Source organism: Haemophilus sp. C1, assembly GCF_001276515.1.
Lineage (GTDB): Bacteria > Pseudomonadota > Gammaproteobacteria > Enterobacterales > Pasteurellaceae > Haemophilus.
Genome location: NZ_LDVZ01000001.1, coordinates 15,993 through 34,459 on the forward strand (window position 1 = coordinate 15,993; position 18,467 = coordinate 34,459).

13 protein-coding genes and 2 pseudogenes are annotated in these 18,467 nt (G+C 37.2%); 7 read left to right on the top strand and 8 right to left on the bottom strand.

The genetic code is table 11. The features are described from left to right. Nucleotides 1-98: 98 nt before the first annotated feature. The 4 genes and pseudogenes from ABW51_RS00065 to ttcA all read right to left on the bottom strand — a co-directional run bounded on the left by ABW51_RS00065 (nt 99) and on the right by ttcA (nt 4,284). Nucleotides 99-2,529 (bottom strand): annotated as a pseudogene (locus ABW51_RS00065) (TonB-dependent receptor plug domain-containing protein). Between the two features lie 162 nt (nt 2,530-2,691). Continuing rightward, on the bottom strand, nt 2,692-2,901 hold the full coding sequence (locus ABW51_RS00070) for a TOBE domain-containing protein (protein WP_005631673.1): 210 nt from the start codon (nt 2,899-2,901) through the stop codon (nt 2,692-2,694). Nucleotides 2,902-3,020: 119 nt separating this feature from the next. After that, entirely contained in the window at nt 3,021-3,350 is a 330-nt protein-coding gene (locus ABW51_RS00075) for a TusE/DsrC/DsvC family sulfur relay protein (protein WP_053465028.1), read from the bottom strand. A gap of 1 nt (nt 3,351) precedes the next feature. Continuing rightward, complete coding sequence (gene ttcA, locus ABW51_RS00080) at nt 3,352-4,284, bottom strand: tRNA 2-thiocytidine(32) synthetase TtcA (protein ID WP_053465029.1); 933 nt, start codon at nt 4,282-4,284, stop codon at nt 3,352-3,354. A gap of 149 nt (nt 4,285-4,433) precedes the next feature. Here ttcA and mukF point away from each other — a divergent pair, with 149 nt between their 5' ends. The 7 genes from mukF to ftnA (ABW51_RS00115) all read left to right on the top strand — a co-directional run bounded on the left by mukF (nt 4,434) and on the right by ftnA (ABW51_RS00115) (nt 15,366). Then, entirely contained in the window at nt 4,434-5,768 is a 1,335-nt protein-coding gene (gene mukF / locus ABW51_RS00085; RefSeq protein WP_053465030.1) for a chromosome partition protein MukF, read from the top strand. 259 nt (nt 5,769-6,027) lie between these two features. Further along, the gene (gene mukE / locus ABW51_RS00090) at nt 6,028-6,762 is read left to right on the top strand and encodes a chromosome partition protein MukE (protein ID WP_053465031.1); all 735 of its coding nucleotides are present in this window, start codon (nt 6,028-6,030) and stop codon (nt 6,760-6,762) included. Further along, on the top strand, nt 6,762-11,294 hold the full coding sequence (mukB, locus tag ABW51_RS00095; protein WP_053465032.1) for a chromosome partition protein MukB: 4,533 nt from the start codon (nt 6,762-6,764) through the stop codon (nt 11,292-11,294). Before mukE ends, mukB begins: the two co-directional genes overlap by 1 nt. A gap of 70 nt (nt 11,295-11,364) precedes the next feature. Continuing rightward, a complete protein-coding gene (locus tag ABW51_RS00100) occupies nt 11,365-12,240 on the top strand; it encodes a hypothetical protein (protein ID WP_053465033.1) in 876 nt (291 codons plus the stop codon). Nucleotides 12,241-12,252: 12 nt separating this feature from the next. After that, nucleotides 12,253-13,674, top strand: coding sequence for an exodeoxyribonuclease I (sbcB, locus tag ABW51_RS00105; RefSeq protein WP_053465034.1), 1,422 nt, complete (start codon nt 12,253-12,255; stop codon nt 13,672-13,674). Nucleotides 13,675-14,365: 691 nt separating this feature from the next. After that, the gene (gene ftnA / locus ABW51_RS00110) at nt 14,366-14,851 is read left to right on the top strand and encodes a non-heme ferritin (protein ID WP_005634630.1); all 486 of its coding nucleotides are present in this window, start codon (nt 14,366-14,368) and stop codon (nt 14,849-14,851) included. A 17-nt stretch (nt 14,852-14,868) separates the two neighbouring features. Then, complete coding sequence (gene ftnA / locus ABW51_RS00115) at nt 14,869-15,366, top strand: non-heme ferritin (RefSeq protein ID WP_053465035.1); 498 nt, start codon at nt 14,869-14,871, stop codon at nt 15,364-15,366. Nucleotides 15,367-15,780: 414 nt separating this feature from the next. Here ftnA (ABW51_RS00115) and ABW51_RS00120 read toward each other — a convergent pair whose 3' ends face one another. From ABW51_RS00120 to ABW51_RS09660, 4 genes and pseudogenes are all read right to left on the bottom strand, one after another. Next, nucleotides 15,781-16,059 (bottom strand): hypothetical protein, encoded by a 279-nt coding sequence (locus ABW51_RS00120; protein WP_053465036.1) that lies wholly within the window; start codon nt 16,057-16,059, stop codon nt 15,781-15,783. Continuing rightward, complete coding sequence (locus ABW51_RS00125; protein WP_231625690.1) at nt 16,038-16,358, bottom strand: hypothetical protein; 321 nt, start codon at nt 16,356-16,358, stop codon at nt 16,038-16,040. The genes ABW51_RS00120 and ABW51_RS00125 overlap by 22 nt, the downstream gene beginning before the upstream one ends. Before the next feature lie 14 nt (nt 16,359-16,372). Continuing rightward, nucleotides 16,373-16,624: pseudogene (locus tag ABW51_RS00130) on the bottom strand (hypothetical protein); the annotation flags it as partial. Between the two features lie 2 nt (nt 16,625-16,626). Next, nucleotides 16,627-18,459 carry a tail fiber protein gene (locus ABW51_RS09660; protein ID WP_156262535.1) on the bottom strand — a complete coding sequence of 611 codons (1,833 nt, stop codon included), beginning with the start codon at nt 18,457-18,459 and terminating at the stop codon, nt 16,627-16,629. Nucleotides 18,460-18,467: the final 8 nt, after the last annotated feature.

An 18,467-nucleotide genomic window follows, 5' to 3' on the forward strand; every position in this document is an offset into this window, starting at 1 on the left:
TACCTAGAAAAAAGAAAACTCTACGCTAAGTAAAAATAAGCGTAGAGTAGGGCTGGTGGATGTTTCAAAAGCCCACAAGCCCTATACATTGAATATAATTAGAATTGATAGCCAACTTCTAGCCAAAATTCACGCCCAGGCGTATAGACACCATATTCATCGCTAGTAGAAATAGTAGCGACTTTATTTTTACGTGTTTTATTAAGTACATTTAAAATATCTACTTGTATATAAACGCTATGCTTACCTCTAATGGTTGGTTGCCAACGAATGCTGCTATCCCATTGTGTATGTCTGCCATAATGATAGCTACGATAGCGTGGAGGAGCATTATCGTCATCATTATTTTCATTAATTGGATCATAACGACGAATTGGTGCTTTCATATACACTTTATTTGACCAAGTAATATCGTAATCTGGTATCGTCATATCAATACCTAAACGAGCAATCCAATCTTCAGTGTTACTATTAACTTGTCGTAACATTTCACGATAAGTCATTAATTTACCATCTAAAGAAACAAGTTTATTTAGATCAAATTCTTCGCCATCAGCTCGTTTTGTATTTAACCAATCAAAACCAAGTGACGTAGTCCAATAAGTTTTACCTAATTTCCAAGGTTCTATATTGTTAAGTTGGAAAGTATAAATATCAACACCAAACGGACGCCCATTGATATAACTAGTTTTTCTTTTACCCATTATAGGCTCTCGTTTCAATATGATACGATTTTTATTATCACGATGAATATAACCGAGTTTCAGTGCCAAATTACCCATATTCTGATCAAAACTTAAGCTTAATTCATCTGCATAAGGGCTTTTTAGGGATGAAAAATTCTGATGCTGACGTGTTGGATCATTATTAAGCTTTAAAATACCATTCGCTAATTTTAACGAAGCAAAAGAACGACCATAATAACGATTTAAACCCAATGTAAATCCTGTATTATCCCAAGGTCGGTAACGTGCAACAAAACGCGGGGCAAGATTATTGTTTTTTAAATAGTCATTACGTTCAATACGAATGCCCGGTCGAAATTCAAATTTACGCCATTTAATCAAATCTTCAGCATAAATAGCGATATTTTGATAGTTGGTTTTAACACGACCTTTTGATGTTGTACTTTCTGGAAAAGGGAAAGGATCTATAGTCCCATCATTTTGTAAAGTAGATAATATTATTTTTGAATGAACATCTTGTGGACGATAGAATTGATATTTAGTTGCCTGATAAATTCCACCAATAGAAACAGAATGCTCCGTAGAAGCTAAATAAAAAGGATCCATGACATATTCAGTTGAAAAATGTAAATTATCTTGGGTTAAACGGCTATTGCCATGTCCGCCTTTTTCAAAATTATAAAGTTGCTCACCATCTTCATCTGACACAGATGTTGTTTCAACATTATTCGAGGATGATTTACGCTTATCCTTAAAACGATCGTATGCTAAGGTATTTGTCCAAATGCCAGAGTCAAATGAATGCACCCAAGCTAGTGTTGTCCCCAATGCTTGATGATAATCGCTTACGTTGTTATTTATATTTTCCTGGAAATATTTCAATTCTTTATAATTTGAATAACGTAAACCGAGTTCAATACGTTCTTTTTCTTGCGGTGTCCAATTGAAATTTAATAAAAGATTATCGGAAAGTCGTTGATGATTTTGTTTGTCTAACTGTGCTTTATTATTGGCATTTTGATCAAAGCCAATTAAACGATTTTGTTCAATAGATGATGTTCTACGGCTATAGCCAAAAACCATTCCTAAATTATCATTTAGCCTTTTTTCAGCCAAAATATTGAATGTTTGTTTATCATATTTAGGTTGTAGCTCTGCCACTCCGACAAGATCTGGTCTTACTTGTTTAAGTATTTTTTGTACTGAGTCTCCAGCTTCCATTTTTGCCCAAGAGGAATTTGTCGTGCGATATTTAAGTTTTATGCTATCAGTGCCGCTATATTGTTTTGTTTTGGCGATAACGGCACCCCCCATAAATCCCCCTAAGCTAGCAGAAATATTACTATCTTGTACCTCCACTTTAGAAAGCATAGTCGCATCAAAGAAATAAGCTTGAGTGTGACTAATTCCGGGTACAACTTGCATAGAACCATCAAAAATATCGCTATCAGCAGTAAGTTCATTATTTATATTGACATTATCAACAAAATAAGCAGTTTGATTTGGATCGGCACCGTTAATTGAAATATTTTCAGGCTTGATTTCTCCACGTTGAAAACCATCTTGGTCGCTATTTTCATAACGAATATGGGGATTAGAACGAAGATAATCAGTGATATTACCGTTTGATGTAGGCGTTTTACTTATCTCGTCAGAAGAGAGTGTTTTAACGGAAGAAAGTGATTTATTATTGTCGCCATACACAACAATTTCGGGCAATATATTTTTGTTGGTTGTTGGTTGTTGGTTGTTGGTTGTTGGTTGTTTCAATAGTTTTCCCCATAACAAATGGACTAACAAATGTTGTGCAGAATAACAACATTAATGGCTTTTTTTGATACATAGTATAGTTCCCTAAAATAAAAGATATAAATAAGAATGATTATCATTATATTTTTAAAATTTATAAATGCAAGGGGAATTCGACTTAAAAGAGGTATCAAAGAAATAAAAAAACCGCACTTTTAAAAGTGCGGTTATATTCAATTCTGTTTTATGGAAGAAATTATTCTACGCCAACCATTACAGAAGTTGCTTTGATGATTGCGTATGCTTCTTTACCAACTTCTAAGTTTAATTCTTTAACTGCTGCTAAAGATACAGTAGAAGAAAGCACGTTACCACCACCGATATCAATGTGAACGATTGCATTTACTGAACCGTTTTCGATTGAAACAACTTTACCTTTTAGTTGGTTTCTTGCACTAATTTTCATAACATTTCCTTGTTAGTTAGGGTTTAGAAGAGCCTGTATTTTATTCCTTATCTTAAAAAAGACAAGTCATAAGTAAAAAACACAAGTGTTTAAAAATTTTTGGAAAATTGACCGCACTTTTATAGGCATTTTGCAGGTTTCGGCAAGCCTGCTAATTTTGTGGCTTGTTTTGCCGGGCCTTCAGGAAATAAACGCTGCAAATAACGGCTGTTGCCTTTGTCTGCTCCCAGTTTTTCAGCCATGGCTTTTACCAACATACGAATGGCAGGGGAAGTGTTATATTCTTGATAAAAGTCTCGCACAAAATAAATCACTTCCCAATGTGCATCTGTTAATTCGATACTTTCTAACTGCGCAATAGAGCGAGCGACATCTTCGTTCCATTGTTGGCTATGGAGCAAATAACCGTCTTTGTCAGTTTCAACTTCCATTCCATTGATATTCAACATATTAATTTACTTCTTTAAAGTTAATCATTTCGTTGTTTGAAAAATCGGTTTGATCTTCGTTTTCAAATTGCATTGGCGTGATTTGTTCTTCATCAAATGCGGTATCTCCTTCAATGCCATCAATTACTTGCCCATGTTTGATTCCTTTGAAATTAAATAATTTTGGATCACACATATGTGACAATGTAATGTTTTGCATTGCGCTGAACATGGTTTCTAAACGTCCAGGATATTGGCGATCCCAAGTATTAAGCATTTCTTTTACAACTTGGCGTTGAAGATTTGGTTGTGAGCCACATAGGTTACAAGGAATAATCGGAAATTCCTTCGCGATGGCATATTTCTCAATGTCTTTTTCTTTGCAATAAGCAAGCGGACGAATCACAATTTGTTTGCCATCGTCAGAAATTAATTTAGGTGGCATCGATTTCATTTTGCCGCCATAAAACATATTTAAAAATAGTGTCGCTAACATATCGTCTCGGTGGTGTCCTAAAGCGATTTTGGTTGCACCAAGTTCTGTGGCAGTGCGATATAAAATTCCACGGCGTAGGCGAGAGCAGAGCGAACAAGTTGTTTTTCCCTCTGGAATTTTTTCTTTCACAATGCCGTAAGTATTTTCTTGTACAATTTTGTAATCTACGCCAATACTTTCTAAATATTCAGGCAATACATGCTCTGGAAACCCTGGTTGTTTTTGATCGAGGTTTACTGCCACAATATCAAATTTAATCGGTGCATTTTGCTGTAAATTCAACAAAATATCGAGAAGCGTATAACTGTCTTTGCCTCCGGATAAACATACCATGACTTTATCGCCATCTTCGATCATTCCAAAATCTGCAATGGCGTTGCCTACATTACGGCGAAGACGTTTTTGTAATTTATTGAAATTATAGGTTTGTTTTTTTTCTTGTTGGTCTAACTGGGTCATTCTGTTATCTTTAGTTATTCATGAAAGGCGCACATTATACGTGAAAAATAGGAAAAGTGCGGTCAATTCAAAAGAAGATTTTTAAGATCCGTAAAAAATCCTGTATAATCTTTCCAATTTTTTGTTCAATTTTAACGCTTTGCAATTCAATGATTGAAACATCCCAAACTATTCCTGAACTCGTCTCTTGGGCAAAAGATCGCGAGTTTTCTTTGAATTTACCTACCGAACGCTTGGTTTTCCTGCTGGCGATTGCAATTTATAACAATGAACGTTTAGACGGCGAAATGTTAGAAGCTGATCTTGTGGATATTTTCCGCCACACGATGAATGCTTTTGAGCAATCCACGGATGCTATTGCAACACGAGCGAATAATGCAATTAATGAATTAGTGAAACAACGTTTGTTAAATCGTTTTAGTAGCGAATTTACTGAAGGCTTGGCGATTTATCGTTTAACGCCATTAGGTGTTGGCGTGTCTGATTATTACATTCGTCAGCGTGAATTTTCGGCATTGCGTCTTTCAGTGCAACTTTCCATTGTGGCAGATGAAATTCAACGTGCTTCTGACTCTGCAGAAGAAGGCGTGGAGAATAATGAAAGTGAACATTATTGGCGTCGTAATGTGTTTGCGCCATTAAAATATTCCGTTGCAGAGATTTTTGATAGCATCGATCTTTCACAACGCATTATGGATGAAAACCAGCAAAGCATTAAAGATGAAATTGCAGAGCTTCTTACTAAAGATTGGCAAGCGGCAATTTCAAGCTGTGAACGTTTATTAGATGAAACATCAGGGAATTTGCGCGAATTGCAAGATACGCTAAATGCAGCAGGGGATAAACTTCAGGCGCAATTATTGCGTATTCAAGATTGTGTGATCGGGCGAGATGATTTGTATTTTATTGATCAATTAATTACCGATTTACAATCTAAACTTGACCGAATTATTAGTTGGGGACAACAAGCCATAGACTTATGGATTGGTTACGACCGCCATGTGCATAAATTTATTCGTACTGCCATTGATATGGATAAAAATCGTGTGTTCTCACAACGTTTACGTAATTCTATTCATCATTATTTTGAGCATCCTTGGTTCTTATGGACAGCGCAAGCCGAGCGTTTAGTTGATCTACGCGATGAAGAAATGGTGTTGCGTGAAGATGATGCGTTAGGTGAATTACCAGAAGAATTGCAATACGAATCCCTTTCTGATTTACACGATCAAATTGTAGAGCATATGCAAGGCTTACTGATTGCTTATCGTGAAAATAACCGTCCGATTGATTTGAGTTTAGTGTTAAAAGAACAACTGGAAAATTATCCACTTTCTCGTCATTTTGATGTGGCTCGAATCATTGTTGATCAAGCCGTACGCCTTGGTATGGCAAATGATGATTTATCGGGTATTTATCCAGATTGGCAAGCAATTAATCAACGTGGCGCAGAAGTGCAAGCGCATGTGATTGATAAGTATTGATTTTAAGATAATTTAAAAGCTAATTTCGACGGAATTACTTCTGTTAGATCTCTCCAATCCCTCTTTGCTAAATAGGGGAATAATAATGAAATAATCGATATTGAGATTATTTCATTGTGTTAGAAAATGCTGAAGGAATCAGCAAAAATTGATTTGTTAAAGAATATCCCCCTCTTTAGCAAAGAGGGGCTAGGGGAGATTTGGCAATAATGATTAACGAAGAAAGTAACTGAATAAAGTTTTAATAGAGAAATAACCTATGACAGACAACCTTCAAGATGTAATTTCCCCAAAACTCGCTGTGGCGATTGCAAATCCAATATTTCCAGCGGTGGATAGCCTGTTACGTTCCGGTCGCCATATCAGCACGGAGCATTTAGATAATCACGCATTTTTAATGGATTTCCAAAATGAATTGGACGGTTTCTATCGCCGTTATAACGTGGAACTTATTCGTGCACCGGAAGGCTTTTTCTATCTTCGCCCGAAAGCAACGACATTAATTGCGCGTTCAGTACTTTCTGAGTTGGAAATGCTTGTGGGTAAAGTGCTTTGTTATCTTTATTTAAGCCCAGAACGTTTAGCTCAACAAGGCATTTTTAGTACGCAAGAAGTGTATGATGAATTATTAAATCTTGCCGATGAAGGAAAATTATTAAAAGCAGTTAATCAGCGTTCAAGTGGTTCTGACCTAGATAAACAAAAATTGGCAGAAAAAGTGCGGGCGGCAATTAGTCGTTTACGTCGTTTAGGTATGATTCAAACTGTTGGCGAACAAAATAGTGGGAAATTTACGATTTCTGAATCTGTATTTCGTTTTGGTGCGGAAGTGCGTAGCGGAGATGATCCATTAGAAGCACAAGCTCGACTTATTCGTGATGGAGAAGCGGCAACACCAGAATCCTTAGCGTTGGAAAAACAAGCACAATTAATGGAAAACGATGCAGAAAGTGCGGATGAAATTGACGAAGAATTTGACGGAGAACAAGAATAATGTCTGATGTTTTTGGATTAGAAAATGAAATCGAATTAGAGAGCGATGAAGTCATTATGGAAAATGAAAACGTCGAAGAAATCGTTGAAGCACCTATGCCTTTTAGCATGACGGCCAATAATGGTGTAGAGCGTGGTAAATTCCGTTCTTTAACCTTAATTAACTGGAATGGTTTTTTTGCGCGTACTTTTGATTTAGACGAATTAGTTACCACACTTTCTGGGGGTAACGGTGCGGGTAAATCAACCACAATGGCTGGATTTGTGACAGCATTAATTCCCGATTTAACTCTTTTACATTTCCGTAATACAACAGAGGCTGGCTCCACAGGCGGTTCTCGCGATAAAGGTTTACATGGTAAATTGCGTCCGGGTGTTTGTTACGCGGTATTAGATACCATTAACTCACGTCATCAACGTATTCTTGTTGGTGTGCGTCTGCAGCAAATTGCGGGTCGTGATAAAAAAGTTGATTTAAAAACGTTCTCAATTCAGGGCGTTGAATTATCTCAAAATCCGACCGCACTTTTCACTGAAACAGTGGGCGAACGTCAAGCACGCGTACTCAATTTAAACGAACTTAAAGATAAAATTGAAAATATTGGTGCGCAATTTAAACAATATCATTCCATCACCGATTATCACGGCATGATGTTCGATTTAGGTATTATTCCTAAACGTTTACGTTCAGCATCAGACCGCAGCAAATTCTATAAACTTATCGAAGCATCTTTATACGGTGGTATTTCCAGTGCGATCACACGTTCTTTACGTGACTATTTATTGCCAGAAAATTTAGGCGTACGCAAAGCTTTCCAAGATATGGAAAGTGCATTGCGTGAGAACCGTATGACTTTAGAGGCGATTAAGGTCACGCAATCAGATCGCGATTTATTCAAACATTTAATTACTGAAACCACCAACTATGTTGCTTCAGATTATATGCGCAATGCGAATGAACGCCGTGGCAATATTGAAGCTGCATTAGAATCTCGTCGCGAGTGGTATAAAGCAAAAGCAGAGCAGAATTTATCTCAACATCGTTTAGTTGATTTAAGTCGAGAAGCGGCTGAATTGGCAGAAAATGAACGTACTTTAGAAGTTGATCACCAAAGTGCGGTTGATCATCTTAACTTAGTGCTAAATGCTTTGCGTCATCAAGAAAAAATCACGCGTTATCAAGAAGATATTGCAGAACTCACCGAGCGTTTAGAAGAACAAAAAATGGTGGTTGAAGATGCGAATGATGCGTTAGAAGAAAGCCAAGCCCAATTTGAGCAAACTGAAATTGAAATTGATGCGGTGCGAGCCCAATTAGCAGACTATCAACAAGCACTAGATGCCCAACAAACTCGCGCACTTCAATATCAACAAGCCATTACAGCTCTTGAAAAAGCGAAAACATTATGCGGTTTAGCGGATTTAAGTGTTAAAAATGTGGAAGATTATCACGCAGAGTTTGAAGCACATGCTGAAAGTTTGACAGAAACCGTACTTGAGCTTGAGCACAAAATGTCTATTTCTGAAGCAGCGAAATCTCAGTTCGATAAAGCGTATCAATTGGTATGCAAAATTGCAGGTGAAATGCCTCGTTCTGCAGCCTGGGAAAGTGCCAAAGAATTGTTACGTGAATATCCAAGCCAAAAATTGCAGGCACAACAAACGCCACAACTTCGCACAAAATTACATGAACTTGAGCAACGTTACGCACAACAACAAAGTGCGGTCAAATTACTTAATGATTTTAATCAACGTGCTAATTTAAGTTTACAAACGGCAGAAGAATTAGAGGATTATCACGCAGAGCAAGAAGCGTTAATTGAAGATATTTCTGCTGAACTTTCAGAACAAGTGGAAAATCGTTCTACACTTCGTCAAAAACGTGAAAATTTAACCGCACTTTATGATGAAAATGCGCGTAAAGCACCGGCATGGCTGACAGCTCAAGCTGCATTAGAACGTTTAGAGCAACAAAGTGGCGAGACGTTTGAACATAGCCAAGATGTGATGAACTTTATGCAATCACAACTTGTGAAAGAGCGTGAACTCACAATGCAGCGTGATCAACTTGAACAAAAACGTTTGCAATTAGATGAACAAATTTCTCGTTTAAGTCAGCCAGATGGTTCAGAAGATCCTCGTTTAAATATGTTAGCAGAACGTTTTGGTGGGGTATTGCTTTCAGAGCTTTACGATGATGTAACCATTGAAGATGCACCTTATTTCTCCGCACTTTATGGGCCTGCACGTCATGCTATTGTTGTGCGTGATCTCAATGCTGTGCGTGAACAACTTGCGCAATTAGAAGATTGCCCAGACGATTTGTATTTAATTGAAGGTGATCCTACCGCATTTGACGACAGCGTATTATCCGCACAAGAACTTGAGCTAGGTGTTGTCGTGCAAGTTTCAGATCGTGAATTACGCTATTCAAGATTCCCTGAAATACCGTTATTTGGGCGTGCAGCACGTGAAAAACGTTTAGAAGAATTACAAATTGAACGTGATGAAGTGGCAGAACAACATGCCCAAATTGCATTTGATGTACAAAAATGCCAACGTTTACACGAACATTTCAGCCAATTTGTTGGGTTGCATTTGGCGCTGGCATTCCAGCCAAATCCAGAAGAGTTAATGTCTGAGATTAATCGCGAACGCAATGAAATTGATCGTGAATTAAACCAATTTAATAGCGGCGAACAACAATTACGCATTCAATTAGATAATGCAAAAGAAAAACTGCAATTACTCAACAAGTTAATTCCACAACTCAATGTATTAGCTGATGAAGATTTAATTGATCGTATTGAAGAATGTCGCGAGCAATTAGATATTGCAGAGCAAGATGAATATTTTATTCGTCAATATGGTGTAACGTTGTCACAATTAGAGCCGATTGCCAATAGTTTACAAAGTGATCCAGAAAATTACGAAGGCTTAAAAAATGAATTAACTCAAGCGATTGAGCGTCAAAAACAAGTTCAACAACGTGTATTTGCGTTAGCTGATGTTGTACAACGTAAACATCATTTTGGTTATGAAGATGCAGGGCAGGCTAAAACTTCTGAACTCAACGAAAAACTTCGCCAACGTTTAGAACAAATGCAGGCTCAGCGAGATACGCAACGTGAGCAAGTTCGCCAAAAACAAAGCCAATTTGCTGAATATAACCGCATATTAATTCAGTTACAAAGTTCTTACGATAGTAAATATCAGCTTTTAAATGAATTGATTGGTGAGATTAGCGATCTTGGCGTGAGAGCTGATGATGGTGCTGAAGAACGCGCGCGTATCCGTCGTGATGAATTACATCAACAACTTTCAACGAGCCGTCAGCGTCGGTCTTATGTAGAAAAACAACTGACATTAATTGAAAGCGAAGCTGACAACTTAAATCGTCTAATCCGCAAAACTGAACGCGATTATAAGACTCAACGTGAATTAGTGGTGGCAGCGAAAGTGAGTTGGTGTGTAGTTTTACGTCTATCACGTAATTCTGATATGGAAAAACGCCTCAATCGCCGAGAGCTTGCTTATTTATCTGCAGATGAATTACGTTCAATGTCGGATAAAGCATTAGGTGCGTTGCGTACAGCGGTGGCAGATAATGAATATCTACGTGATAGTCTAAGAATGTCTGAAGATAGTCGTAAACCTGAAAATAAAGTTCGGTTCTTTATTGCGGTGTATCAGCATCTACGTGAACGTATTCGTCAAGACATCATTAAAACGGATGATCCAATTGATGCCATTGAACAAATGGAAATTGAGCTTTCTCGTTTAACGGCTGAATTAACTGGCCGTGAGAAAAAATTGGCTATCAGTTCTGAAAGTGTTGCAAATATTATGCGTAAAACGATTCAGCGTGAACAAAATCGTATTCGTATGCTCAATCAAGGTTTGCAAAACATCTCGTTTGGTCAAGTAAAGTCTGTTCGTTTGGTAGTGAATATTCGTGATACCCATGCCATGTTGTTGGACGCACTTTCTGGTCAGCAAGATGAATATCAAGACTTATTTAACGACAACCGCATTACTTTCTCTGAAGCTATGGCGAAGCTCTATCAACGCATCAATCCACATATTGATATGGGGCAACGTACAGCGCAAACAATTGGTGAAGAATTGTTAGATTACCGTAATTATCTTGAGCTAGAAGTGGAAGTATTCCGTGGCGCAGATGGTTGGTTACGTGCAGAAAGTGGCGCACTTTCTACTGGTGAAGCTATCGGTACAGGTATGTCAATTCTCTTAATGGTTGTTCAAAGCTGGGAAGAAGAAAGCCGTCGAATTCGTGGTAAAGATATTGTGCCTTGTCGCTTGTTGTTCTTAGATGAAGCAGCGCGTTTAGACGGTAAATCTATTTCTACCTTATTCGAACTTTGCGAACGTTTGGATATGCAGTTGCTTATTGCGGCGCCAGAAAACATTAGCCCGGAAAAAGGTACAACCTATAAACTCGTACGTAAAATCGCAGGCAACCAAGAACATGTACACGTTGTTGGTTTACGCGGATTCGGTGCGACAGAATAAAAAATAGAAGGGAAGTGCGGTTAAAATTTTAAGATTTTTTGACCGTACTTTAATTATATAAGGAATTTAAATGCACAATCTTATTCTTGCCATTCTTTGCAGCGTAGCTGTTTCAGTCTTGCTTAAAATAGCTCGTAAAAAAAATATCATTATTGAACAAGCTATCGCATTCAACTACATCACAGCCATCACCTTCAGTTATTTCTTACTCAAACCTGATTTTAAAGGTTTAGAATTTACTGATTACATCGTACAAAGCGAAAACTCACCCATTTTTTTAGCGCTAGGTTTATTGTTACCTAGCGTGTTTATTATTATGTCAAAAGCGGTGGAGTTTGCTGGAATTGTACGTTCTGACGCTGCACAACGTCTTTCGTTATTTCTTCCTATTTTATCAGCGTTTTTAATTTTTCATGAAACACTAAGCCAATCTAAAATCATTGGCGTTGTATTAGCCTTTATTGGTTTGTTTTGTTTATTAACTAAGCCAAATCAAGGGCAAAGTGCGGTGAATTTTAAAGGTGTTTTAGGATTAATCGGTGTGTGGTTTGGTTACGGCATCATTGATATTTTATTCAAGCAAGTGGCGAAAAGCGGCGGTGCATTTCCTGCAACATTATTTATTTCCTTCTCGCTGGCAGCTTGTGTTATGTTTATCTATTTATTCTTAAAACGTGCCCAATGGACAGCATCAAGTGTAATTGGCGGCATCGTTTTAGGTGTATTGAATTTCTTTAATATTTTATTCTATATAAAAGCTCATCAAAGTTTTGCTGGAAATCCGACGCTTGTTTTCGCTGGAATGAACATCGGCGTAATTTGTTTAGGTACGATAACTGGAGCATTAGCTTTTAAAGAAAAAATCAGTAAGCTAAATTGGATTGGTATTATTTTTAGTTTATCAGCTATTTTTTGCCTATATTATTTAGATAAAATCATCGCGTAAAAGAGAGTAGTCATGGCAAAAGATTTCAGCTTTTTTATTTACGATTATGAAAGTTTTGGTGTAAATCCAGCAACAGATCGTCCTGCGCAATTTGCGGGTATTCGTACAGATGCTGATTTTAATATCATTGGTGAACCAATAATGTTTTATTGTAAACAAACCAACGATTATTTACCGGCTCCTGAAGCGGTAATGGTAACAGGAATTACACCACAAGAATGTAATGAAAAAGGGCTTTCTGAGCCTGAATTTGCCGCAAACATTTTAGCAGAGTTTTCCCAACCCAATACTTGTGTCATGGGCTATAACAATATTCGCTACGATGATGAAATGACGCGTTATACGTTTTATCGTAATTTTATTGATCCTTATGAATACAGCTGGAAAAACGGGAATTCACGCTGGGATTTGTTAGATTTAGTGCGAGCTTGTTATGCCTTGCGTCCAGAAGGGATTAATTGGGCTTATGACGATGATGGAATGCCAAGTTTCCGATTAGAAAAACTCACTAAAGCAAATGATATTGCGCATGAAAATGCTCACGATGCCATGGCGGATGTATATGCAACTATTGCTATGGCGAAATTAATTAAAGAAAAACAGCCTAAATTATTCCAATATTTCTTTGAAAACCGAGGTAAAAAAGAAATTGAAAAGTTGGTTGATATAGGAGCAATGGTGCCTTTAGTGCATGTTTCTGGAATGCTAGGAAATTATCGTGGAAATTGCACTTGGGTTGCACCTTTAGCTTGGCATCCGACAAATCAAAACTCGTTAATTGTGTGTGATTTAACTGGCGATGTTGATAATTTATTAGCCAAAAGTGCGGATGAATTGCGAACAGATTTATATACCAAAAAATCGGAATTAGAAGAAAGGGGAGTTCCATCTGTTCCATTAAAGCTTGTGCATATTAATAAATGTCCTATTTTAGCGCCAGCCAAAACCTTGTTGCCAGAAACAGCAAATCGCTTGGATATTGATCGACAATTATGCTTGGATAATCTTGCAAAATTACGAGCATCTTTTGATATTCGTGAAAAAGTGGCGGATATTTTTAATGAAGAACGTCAATTTGAAGCGAATGATAACGTAGAAACTGAGCTATACAATGGCTTTTTCAGCAATGCTGATAAAAACAATATATCTATTTTACGTAGTCTACCTGCAGAAAAATTAGCTGAACATGGTTTAGCTTTTGAAGATAAACGTATCCCTGAATTATTGTTCCATTATCGCGCTCGTCATTTTTATAAAACCCTCACACGCGCTGAACAAATTAAATGGCAAAAATACCGACAGAATAAACTTGAAAAAAGTGCGGTAGATTTTGAATCAAGTTTACAACGTTTAGCAGAGGAACATTCAGATAACCCTGAAAAACTATCTTTGTTACAACAAGTATATGAATATGGTATAAAACTACTAGGTTAGTTAATACGTTGTCACATTTTGTCAAAAAGCACGTTTTAAGAAAAACGTGCTTTTTTGTGTTTTTTCTGGGAAGGAATTATCCCCAAAATTATTCAGATTTTACGTAGCGTAATCGCATAGATTTATCTTATTTCACCTTTACATTGTCTTTACATTTCAATTCATCCATTCAATAACTCTATAAAATGACGCGTTACAACGTGTTATCTAGCCTTATTTTGTCTTGTTTTGCTAGTACCTGTGACTTGTGCATAACTGTGTGATTTATTTAATCCGTAGTTTTCGCTAACCTGATAACTAATTTCGCATAATGTATATTATGTTAAATTAAGCAAGTGTAAAAGTAACTTTTGTGAGGTGCCAAAAGGGATACTTTGCTTCTTCTCTATTCAAAAGTTAAAGTAATAATATTTAATTCTAGATTTGGATTGCGCTAGGTGAAATCTGAATAAATTGACAGAAGATTTGCTAGTAGATTTAACATCTTTAGTTTTAATTGTGACATTGTAATTATTTTATGCGCCTAGATTATTCAAATGAGAATAATTGTTTTTAATTTTTCTTTTTAAAATTAATTGGTTATATGAATTTTATTTTAATAAAAACTTGCAATTCTCATTTGTAAGCTTAAAATGAGAATTGCAAGTCAAGTTTTATTGCACTTTATCAATCAAATGGAAAGGAATTAGTTATGCTTAATCAAATCATCACAAACAAGCTGAATGACCAAATAAATTTAGAGTTCTACTCTTCTAATGTATATTTACAAATGAGTGCGTGGTGCTCAATTCATGGCTATGAAGGTGCAGCAGCATTTTTACTTCGTCATGCAGATGAAGAATTAGAACATATGCAAAAATTGTTCAATTATGTAAGTGAAACTAGCGGTATGCCGCTTCTAGGAAAAATCGATGCACCTAAGCACGATTATTCTTCATTAAGAGAAGTATTTGAAACAACTTTAGAACATGAAAAATTAGTAACTTCCAAAATCAATGAATTAGTTGAAGTTACTTTTGAAAATAAAGACTACTCCACTTTTAACTTCTTACAATGGTACGTAGCAGAACAGCACGAAGAAGAAAAATTATTTAGTGGCATTATTGATAGATTTAACCTTGTTGGCGAAGATGGTAAAGCGTTGTTCTTTATTGATCGTGAGTTAGCAACTTTATAATAGATAGGAGAAATAAAATGTTATCAGCAAATGTAGTAAAACTATTAAACGACCAAATGAACTTGGAATTTTATTCTTCTAATTTATATCTACAAATGAGTGCTTGGTGTGAGCAAAAAGGTTTTGAAGGTGCTGCAAAATTTTTATCAGCTCATGCTGCTGAAGAAATGCAACATATGCGTAAATTATTCACTTATTTAAATGAGACAGGCTCAGTTGCTCTAATTTCTGCAATTGAAGCCCCATCACACGAATATAAATCATTAAAAGAAGTGATTGAAATTACCTATGAACATGAGAAATTGATTACAAGTAAAATCAATGAATTAGTAGGTAAAACTTTTGAAGAAAAAGACTACTCTGCATTTAATTTCCTACAATGGTATGTAGCAGAACAGCATGAAGAAGAAAAATTATTCAGTAGCATCTTGGATAAATTGAATCTTCTTGGCGAAGATGGTAAAGGTTTATTCTTAGTTGATAAAGATTTAGGTAATCTTGCTAACGAAGCTTAGTCTAAGAGTATAAAATATTTATGAGCCTAGTATTACACTAGGCTTATTTTTTTATTTGAGATATTGATTTTATAAAGAAAAACCCCGTATAAAATTATACGGGGTTAAATAATTGTGGTGCCTAGGGTCGGACTCGAACCGACACGTTTATTCAACGGCGGATTTTGAATCCCATAATTTATCAGTAAAAAATACATTAATTAATAATTAAATCAAAGACTTGCACATCATTTTTTTGATTTACCATTTTCATATTTTACCCATCTTTTTTATATTTTAAGTCAAAGTTACGTCAAAGTTTAGTTACAATGTCACTCTATTTCAATTGCATATAAACGAAACTCTACTTACGATAGGTTAAATTATAAGAACAAACAACGGCGGAATTATCCGCCGTTTTAATTTTAAAAACAGTTACTGTATTTTGGATAGTTTATTAAATCGTGCATCATGCTGTTTGCCTGAAACCTCGCTTTCATAGGCTGTTTTGCAGTGATTGCTATCAAAGAAGATACCGTTTATGAAACGATATAGTACTCGCCAGCGTTTTTTCGGCTGTGGTTTTAAACACGCGCGATAAGTTCGGCTAGAAAGGGTTTCATCTGCTGCGCCACCTGTGAGGGCGTTAAACAGTTGGTCTATGGCAATCACAACGTGATAGCCATAGCGTTTTAATTTGCATTGAATATCCATGCTTCAATCTCCTGTTCAAGTGCGGTTAAATCATCGGGCGTTTTTAAAGCCAGTAAGCGGTCTTCAAATGCCTGAGCAAACTGAGCGGATTTTTCAATCACTTTGCTAATTAGCATATCCAGTGGTACACCACGTACACGCGCAATTTGTGAAAGCATCGGTGTGGGTGTGTTGTGGTCGGCTTGCCATGCGAGAGCCTCTTTTTCTTGACGGTAAAAACTTTCAATTTCCGTCTGTGGATAGCCTGCCAGCAATCCATTTTTAAGTTGGTCGGCTTTGTCCGCTAACTTATTGAGCAACCCTTCTTTTTGTTGTGCAAAAAGTGCGGTTTGTTTTCAGCTGAAATTTCCCACGTAAGTGTGTCAAGATTTAACACATGTGCTGCACTGGGTTGTGGGTCAATTAATACAGGATTGCCTGTTTTATCTGCAATGATTTGTTTGCCTTGCGTTTGCCCATTTAACAAGGTGCTATATAAATCATTGGTAATTTGTACTGCATGAGCTGGGATATTATGGATATCGTCACTCAAAAAACACTTGTTTGCACTATCATAGTAATACATATTTAGACTCCTATTGCACGCCAGTAAATAACAATATCTCGGTCTGATTGTTGCCTTACCGTCATCCGAGTTTGATCTAGCGACGCTAAAACTGGGTCTTGAGTAACTCGTTTATCCGTCATCACTCCGTAAGACATCACAACATTAAAACAAGATGATGGAAACCTAATCGGGAAGGTAATATAAGTATCAGTTATACGACCATATCCTCTGTTAAGTACAGCGAGCCCCCATTGTAAAATCATCCCATTTGGCAATTTACACCACCCCGTTTCGGCTAGATTTTGAGTAATAGATTGTGTAACTATCTCTCTTACTGACTGATTAAAATCCGTAATCTGACTCACGGTATGAGTATGATTACGGTCTGCTTTATCTTGCAGTCCTTGCGCTAATCGCCCTGCATCAAGCGAACCAGCATTGGTTACTTCACCATGGGATTTAATCCAAAAGACCACATCATCAAAACTATTAAGGGCTTTGATGCAAAGTTTTAGCACGAGAGATTTAGGGCGAGTTTCATCTCCACCTGTTGCCATTTGAGAGGTGTTTTTAGGTGAAACAAAACCATTATCGCCATCTCTATCATCATAATAATTGACACTCCACAAATCTGAAGAATGAGTAAATGTTGTATAGTCAAAATACGAATTATTTCTTCCTTGACTTGAGTCGTCGAACCAAGAATCGTAGTCTATCGGTACTCTATGCACATGTCGTTTTAACTCATCCTCTTGTATTTGCCCCACAGACAAGCCATTCCCCGCATTACGCAAAAATCTATCTGCTACTTTAGGCACGCGTTCAATGGAGCCATATTTACCAACTAAGTGACGATATAACTCTGGGTAACGCTGCTCGGTAACTTGCGCGGCAATCTCATCAAAGGCAATCCAGCCAGCAGGGATGTTATCCACGGCAAAATAAGCTGTCATCCCCACGTCGCTACGAGTTAAATCAGGGAGTTTGTTGCTACCCAACACCCGATATAAATCTGGAAAGGTTTGTTGGCTGAACGTAGAACCATCAGCACGTAAAAAACCTACAGGATTTGTTACCGCACGTGGAAATGATACTACTGCACCTAAAGGCAAGCCTTTTTTAGCAGCCTCGCCCACCGCATATTCGGAGGCAAATTTATTTTTATCTGCTCCATCTGTTTTGTGCGATATTGGTAAAATACCGGGCTCTGTTTCTGTTGCTGATTTTGCTGCCCATTTTGTATTGGCAAGCTCTTCGGCTGCAATGGCTTTGTCATAAGCCGTTTTAACCGCCGCACTGGTTGCCACAGTGTCTGCGCTATTGCTATCTACTGCAGAGGATTTTTTGCTATTGGGGATAACATTGCCAAGCGAGCGAGTATTGGAGTCAATAAGCTGTTTTAGCTGATAAGCGGTTTTAGGCGTCAATGCCAAATCTTCGCTTTGGCTATCGTAGCCAGTGTAGAGTTGGGTTACCCCATATTGAGTTAATGTCGCCTGAGCAATCTCACTCAACGCAAACCCCCAACGCACCCAATATTGGGAGTTTGATTCATTCGGGCTGTTATTTTTGCTATTTTTTAATGCTCGGTAGCTTACCCCTTCAAACTGAACGCAAGAGCCTTTAGTATAGTCTTGTGTAGCAGACCATTCGGGCAACCCTCGTTGCATTAAATAAGTGTGTTTTTCGTCAAGTCGTTTAAACAAAAAGTTAAACCACTCCATAGGAGGGATGCCTTGTGTTTGGTCAAATGTAATCCCCCAACCGCGCAATAAGTCGGGGAAATTATCGACCTCACCCTGTTTTGCAGATGATGCAAAAATGCTTTCATCTGGCTTATTTACTAATGCCATATGTGACC

Bases quoted from the DNA above. Each gene is read 5' to 3' on its own strand.
- ABW51_RS00075 (WP_053465028.1), bottom strand. From the start codon at position 3,350: ATGTTGAATATCAATGGAATGGAAGTTGAAACTGACAAAGACGGTTAT.
- ABW51_RS00100 (WP_053465033.1), top strand. From the start codon at position 11,365: ATGCACAATCTTATTCTTGCCATTCTTTGCAGCGTAGCTGTTTCAGTC.
- mukE (WP_053465031.1), top strand. From the start codon at position 6,028: ATGACAGACAACCTTCAAGATGTAATTTCCCCAAAACTCGCTGTGGCG.
- ABW51_RS09660 (WP_156262535.1), bottom strand. From the start codon at position 18,459: ATGGCATTAGTAAATAAGCCAGATGAAAGCATTTTTGCATCATCTGCA.
- ABW51_RS00070 (WP_005631673.1), bottom strand. From the start codon at position 2,901: ATGAAAATTAGTGCAAGAAACCAACTAAAAGGTAAAGTTGTTTCAATC.
- sbcB (WP_053465034.1), top strand. From the start codon at position 12,253: ATGGCAAAAGATTTCAGCTTTTTTATTTACGATTATGAAAGTTTTGGT.
- ABW51_RS00120 (WP_053465036.1), bottom strand. From the start codon at position 16,059: ATGGATATTCAATGCAAATTAAAACGCTATGGCTATCACGTTGTGATT.
- ftnA (WP_053465035.1), top strand. From the start codon at position 14,869: ATGTTATCAGCAAATGTAGTAAAACTATTAAACGACCAAATGAACTTG.
- mukB (WP_053465032.1), top strand. From the start codon at position 6,762: ATGTCTGATGTTTTTGGATTAGAAAATGAAATCGAATTAGAGAGCGAT.
- mukF (WP_053465030.1), top strand. From the start codon at position 4,434: ATGATTGAAACATCCCAAACTATTCCTGAACTCGTCTCTTGGGCAAAA.
- ftnA (WP_005634630.1), top strand. From the start codon at position 14,366: ATGCTTAATCAAATCATCACAAACAAGCTGAATGACCAAATAAATTTA.
- ttcA (WP_053465029.1), bottom strand. From the start codon at position 4,284: ATGACCCAGTTAGACCAACAAGAAAAAAAACAAACCTATAATTTCAAT.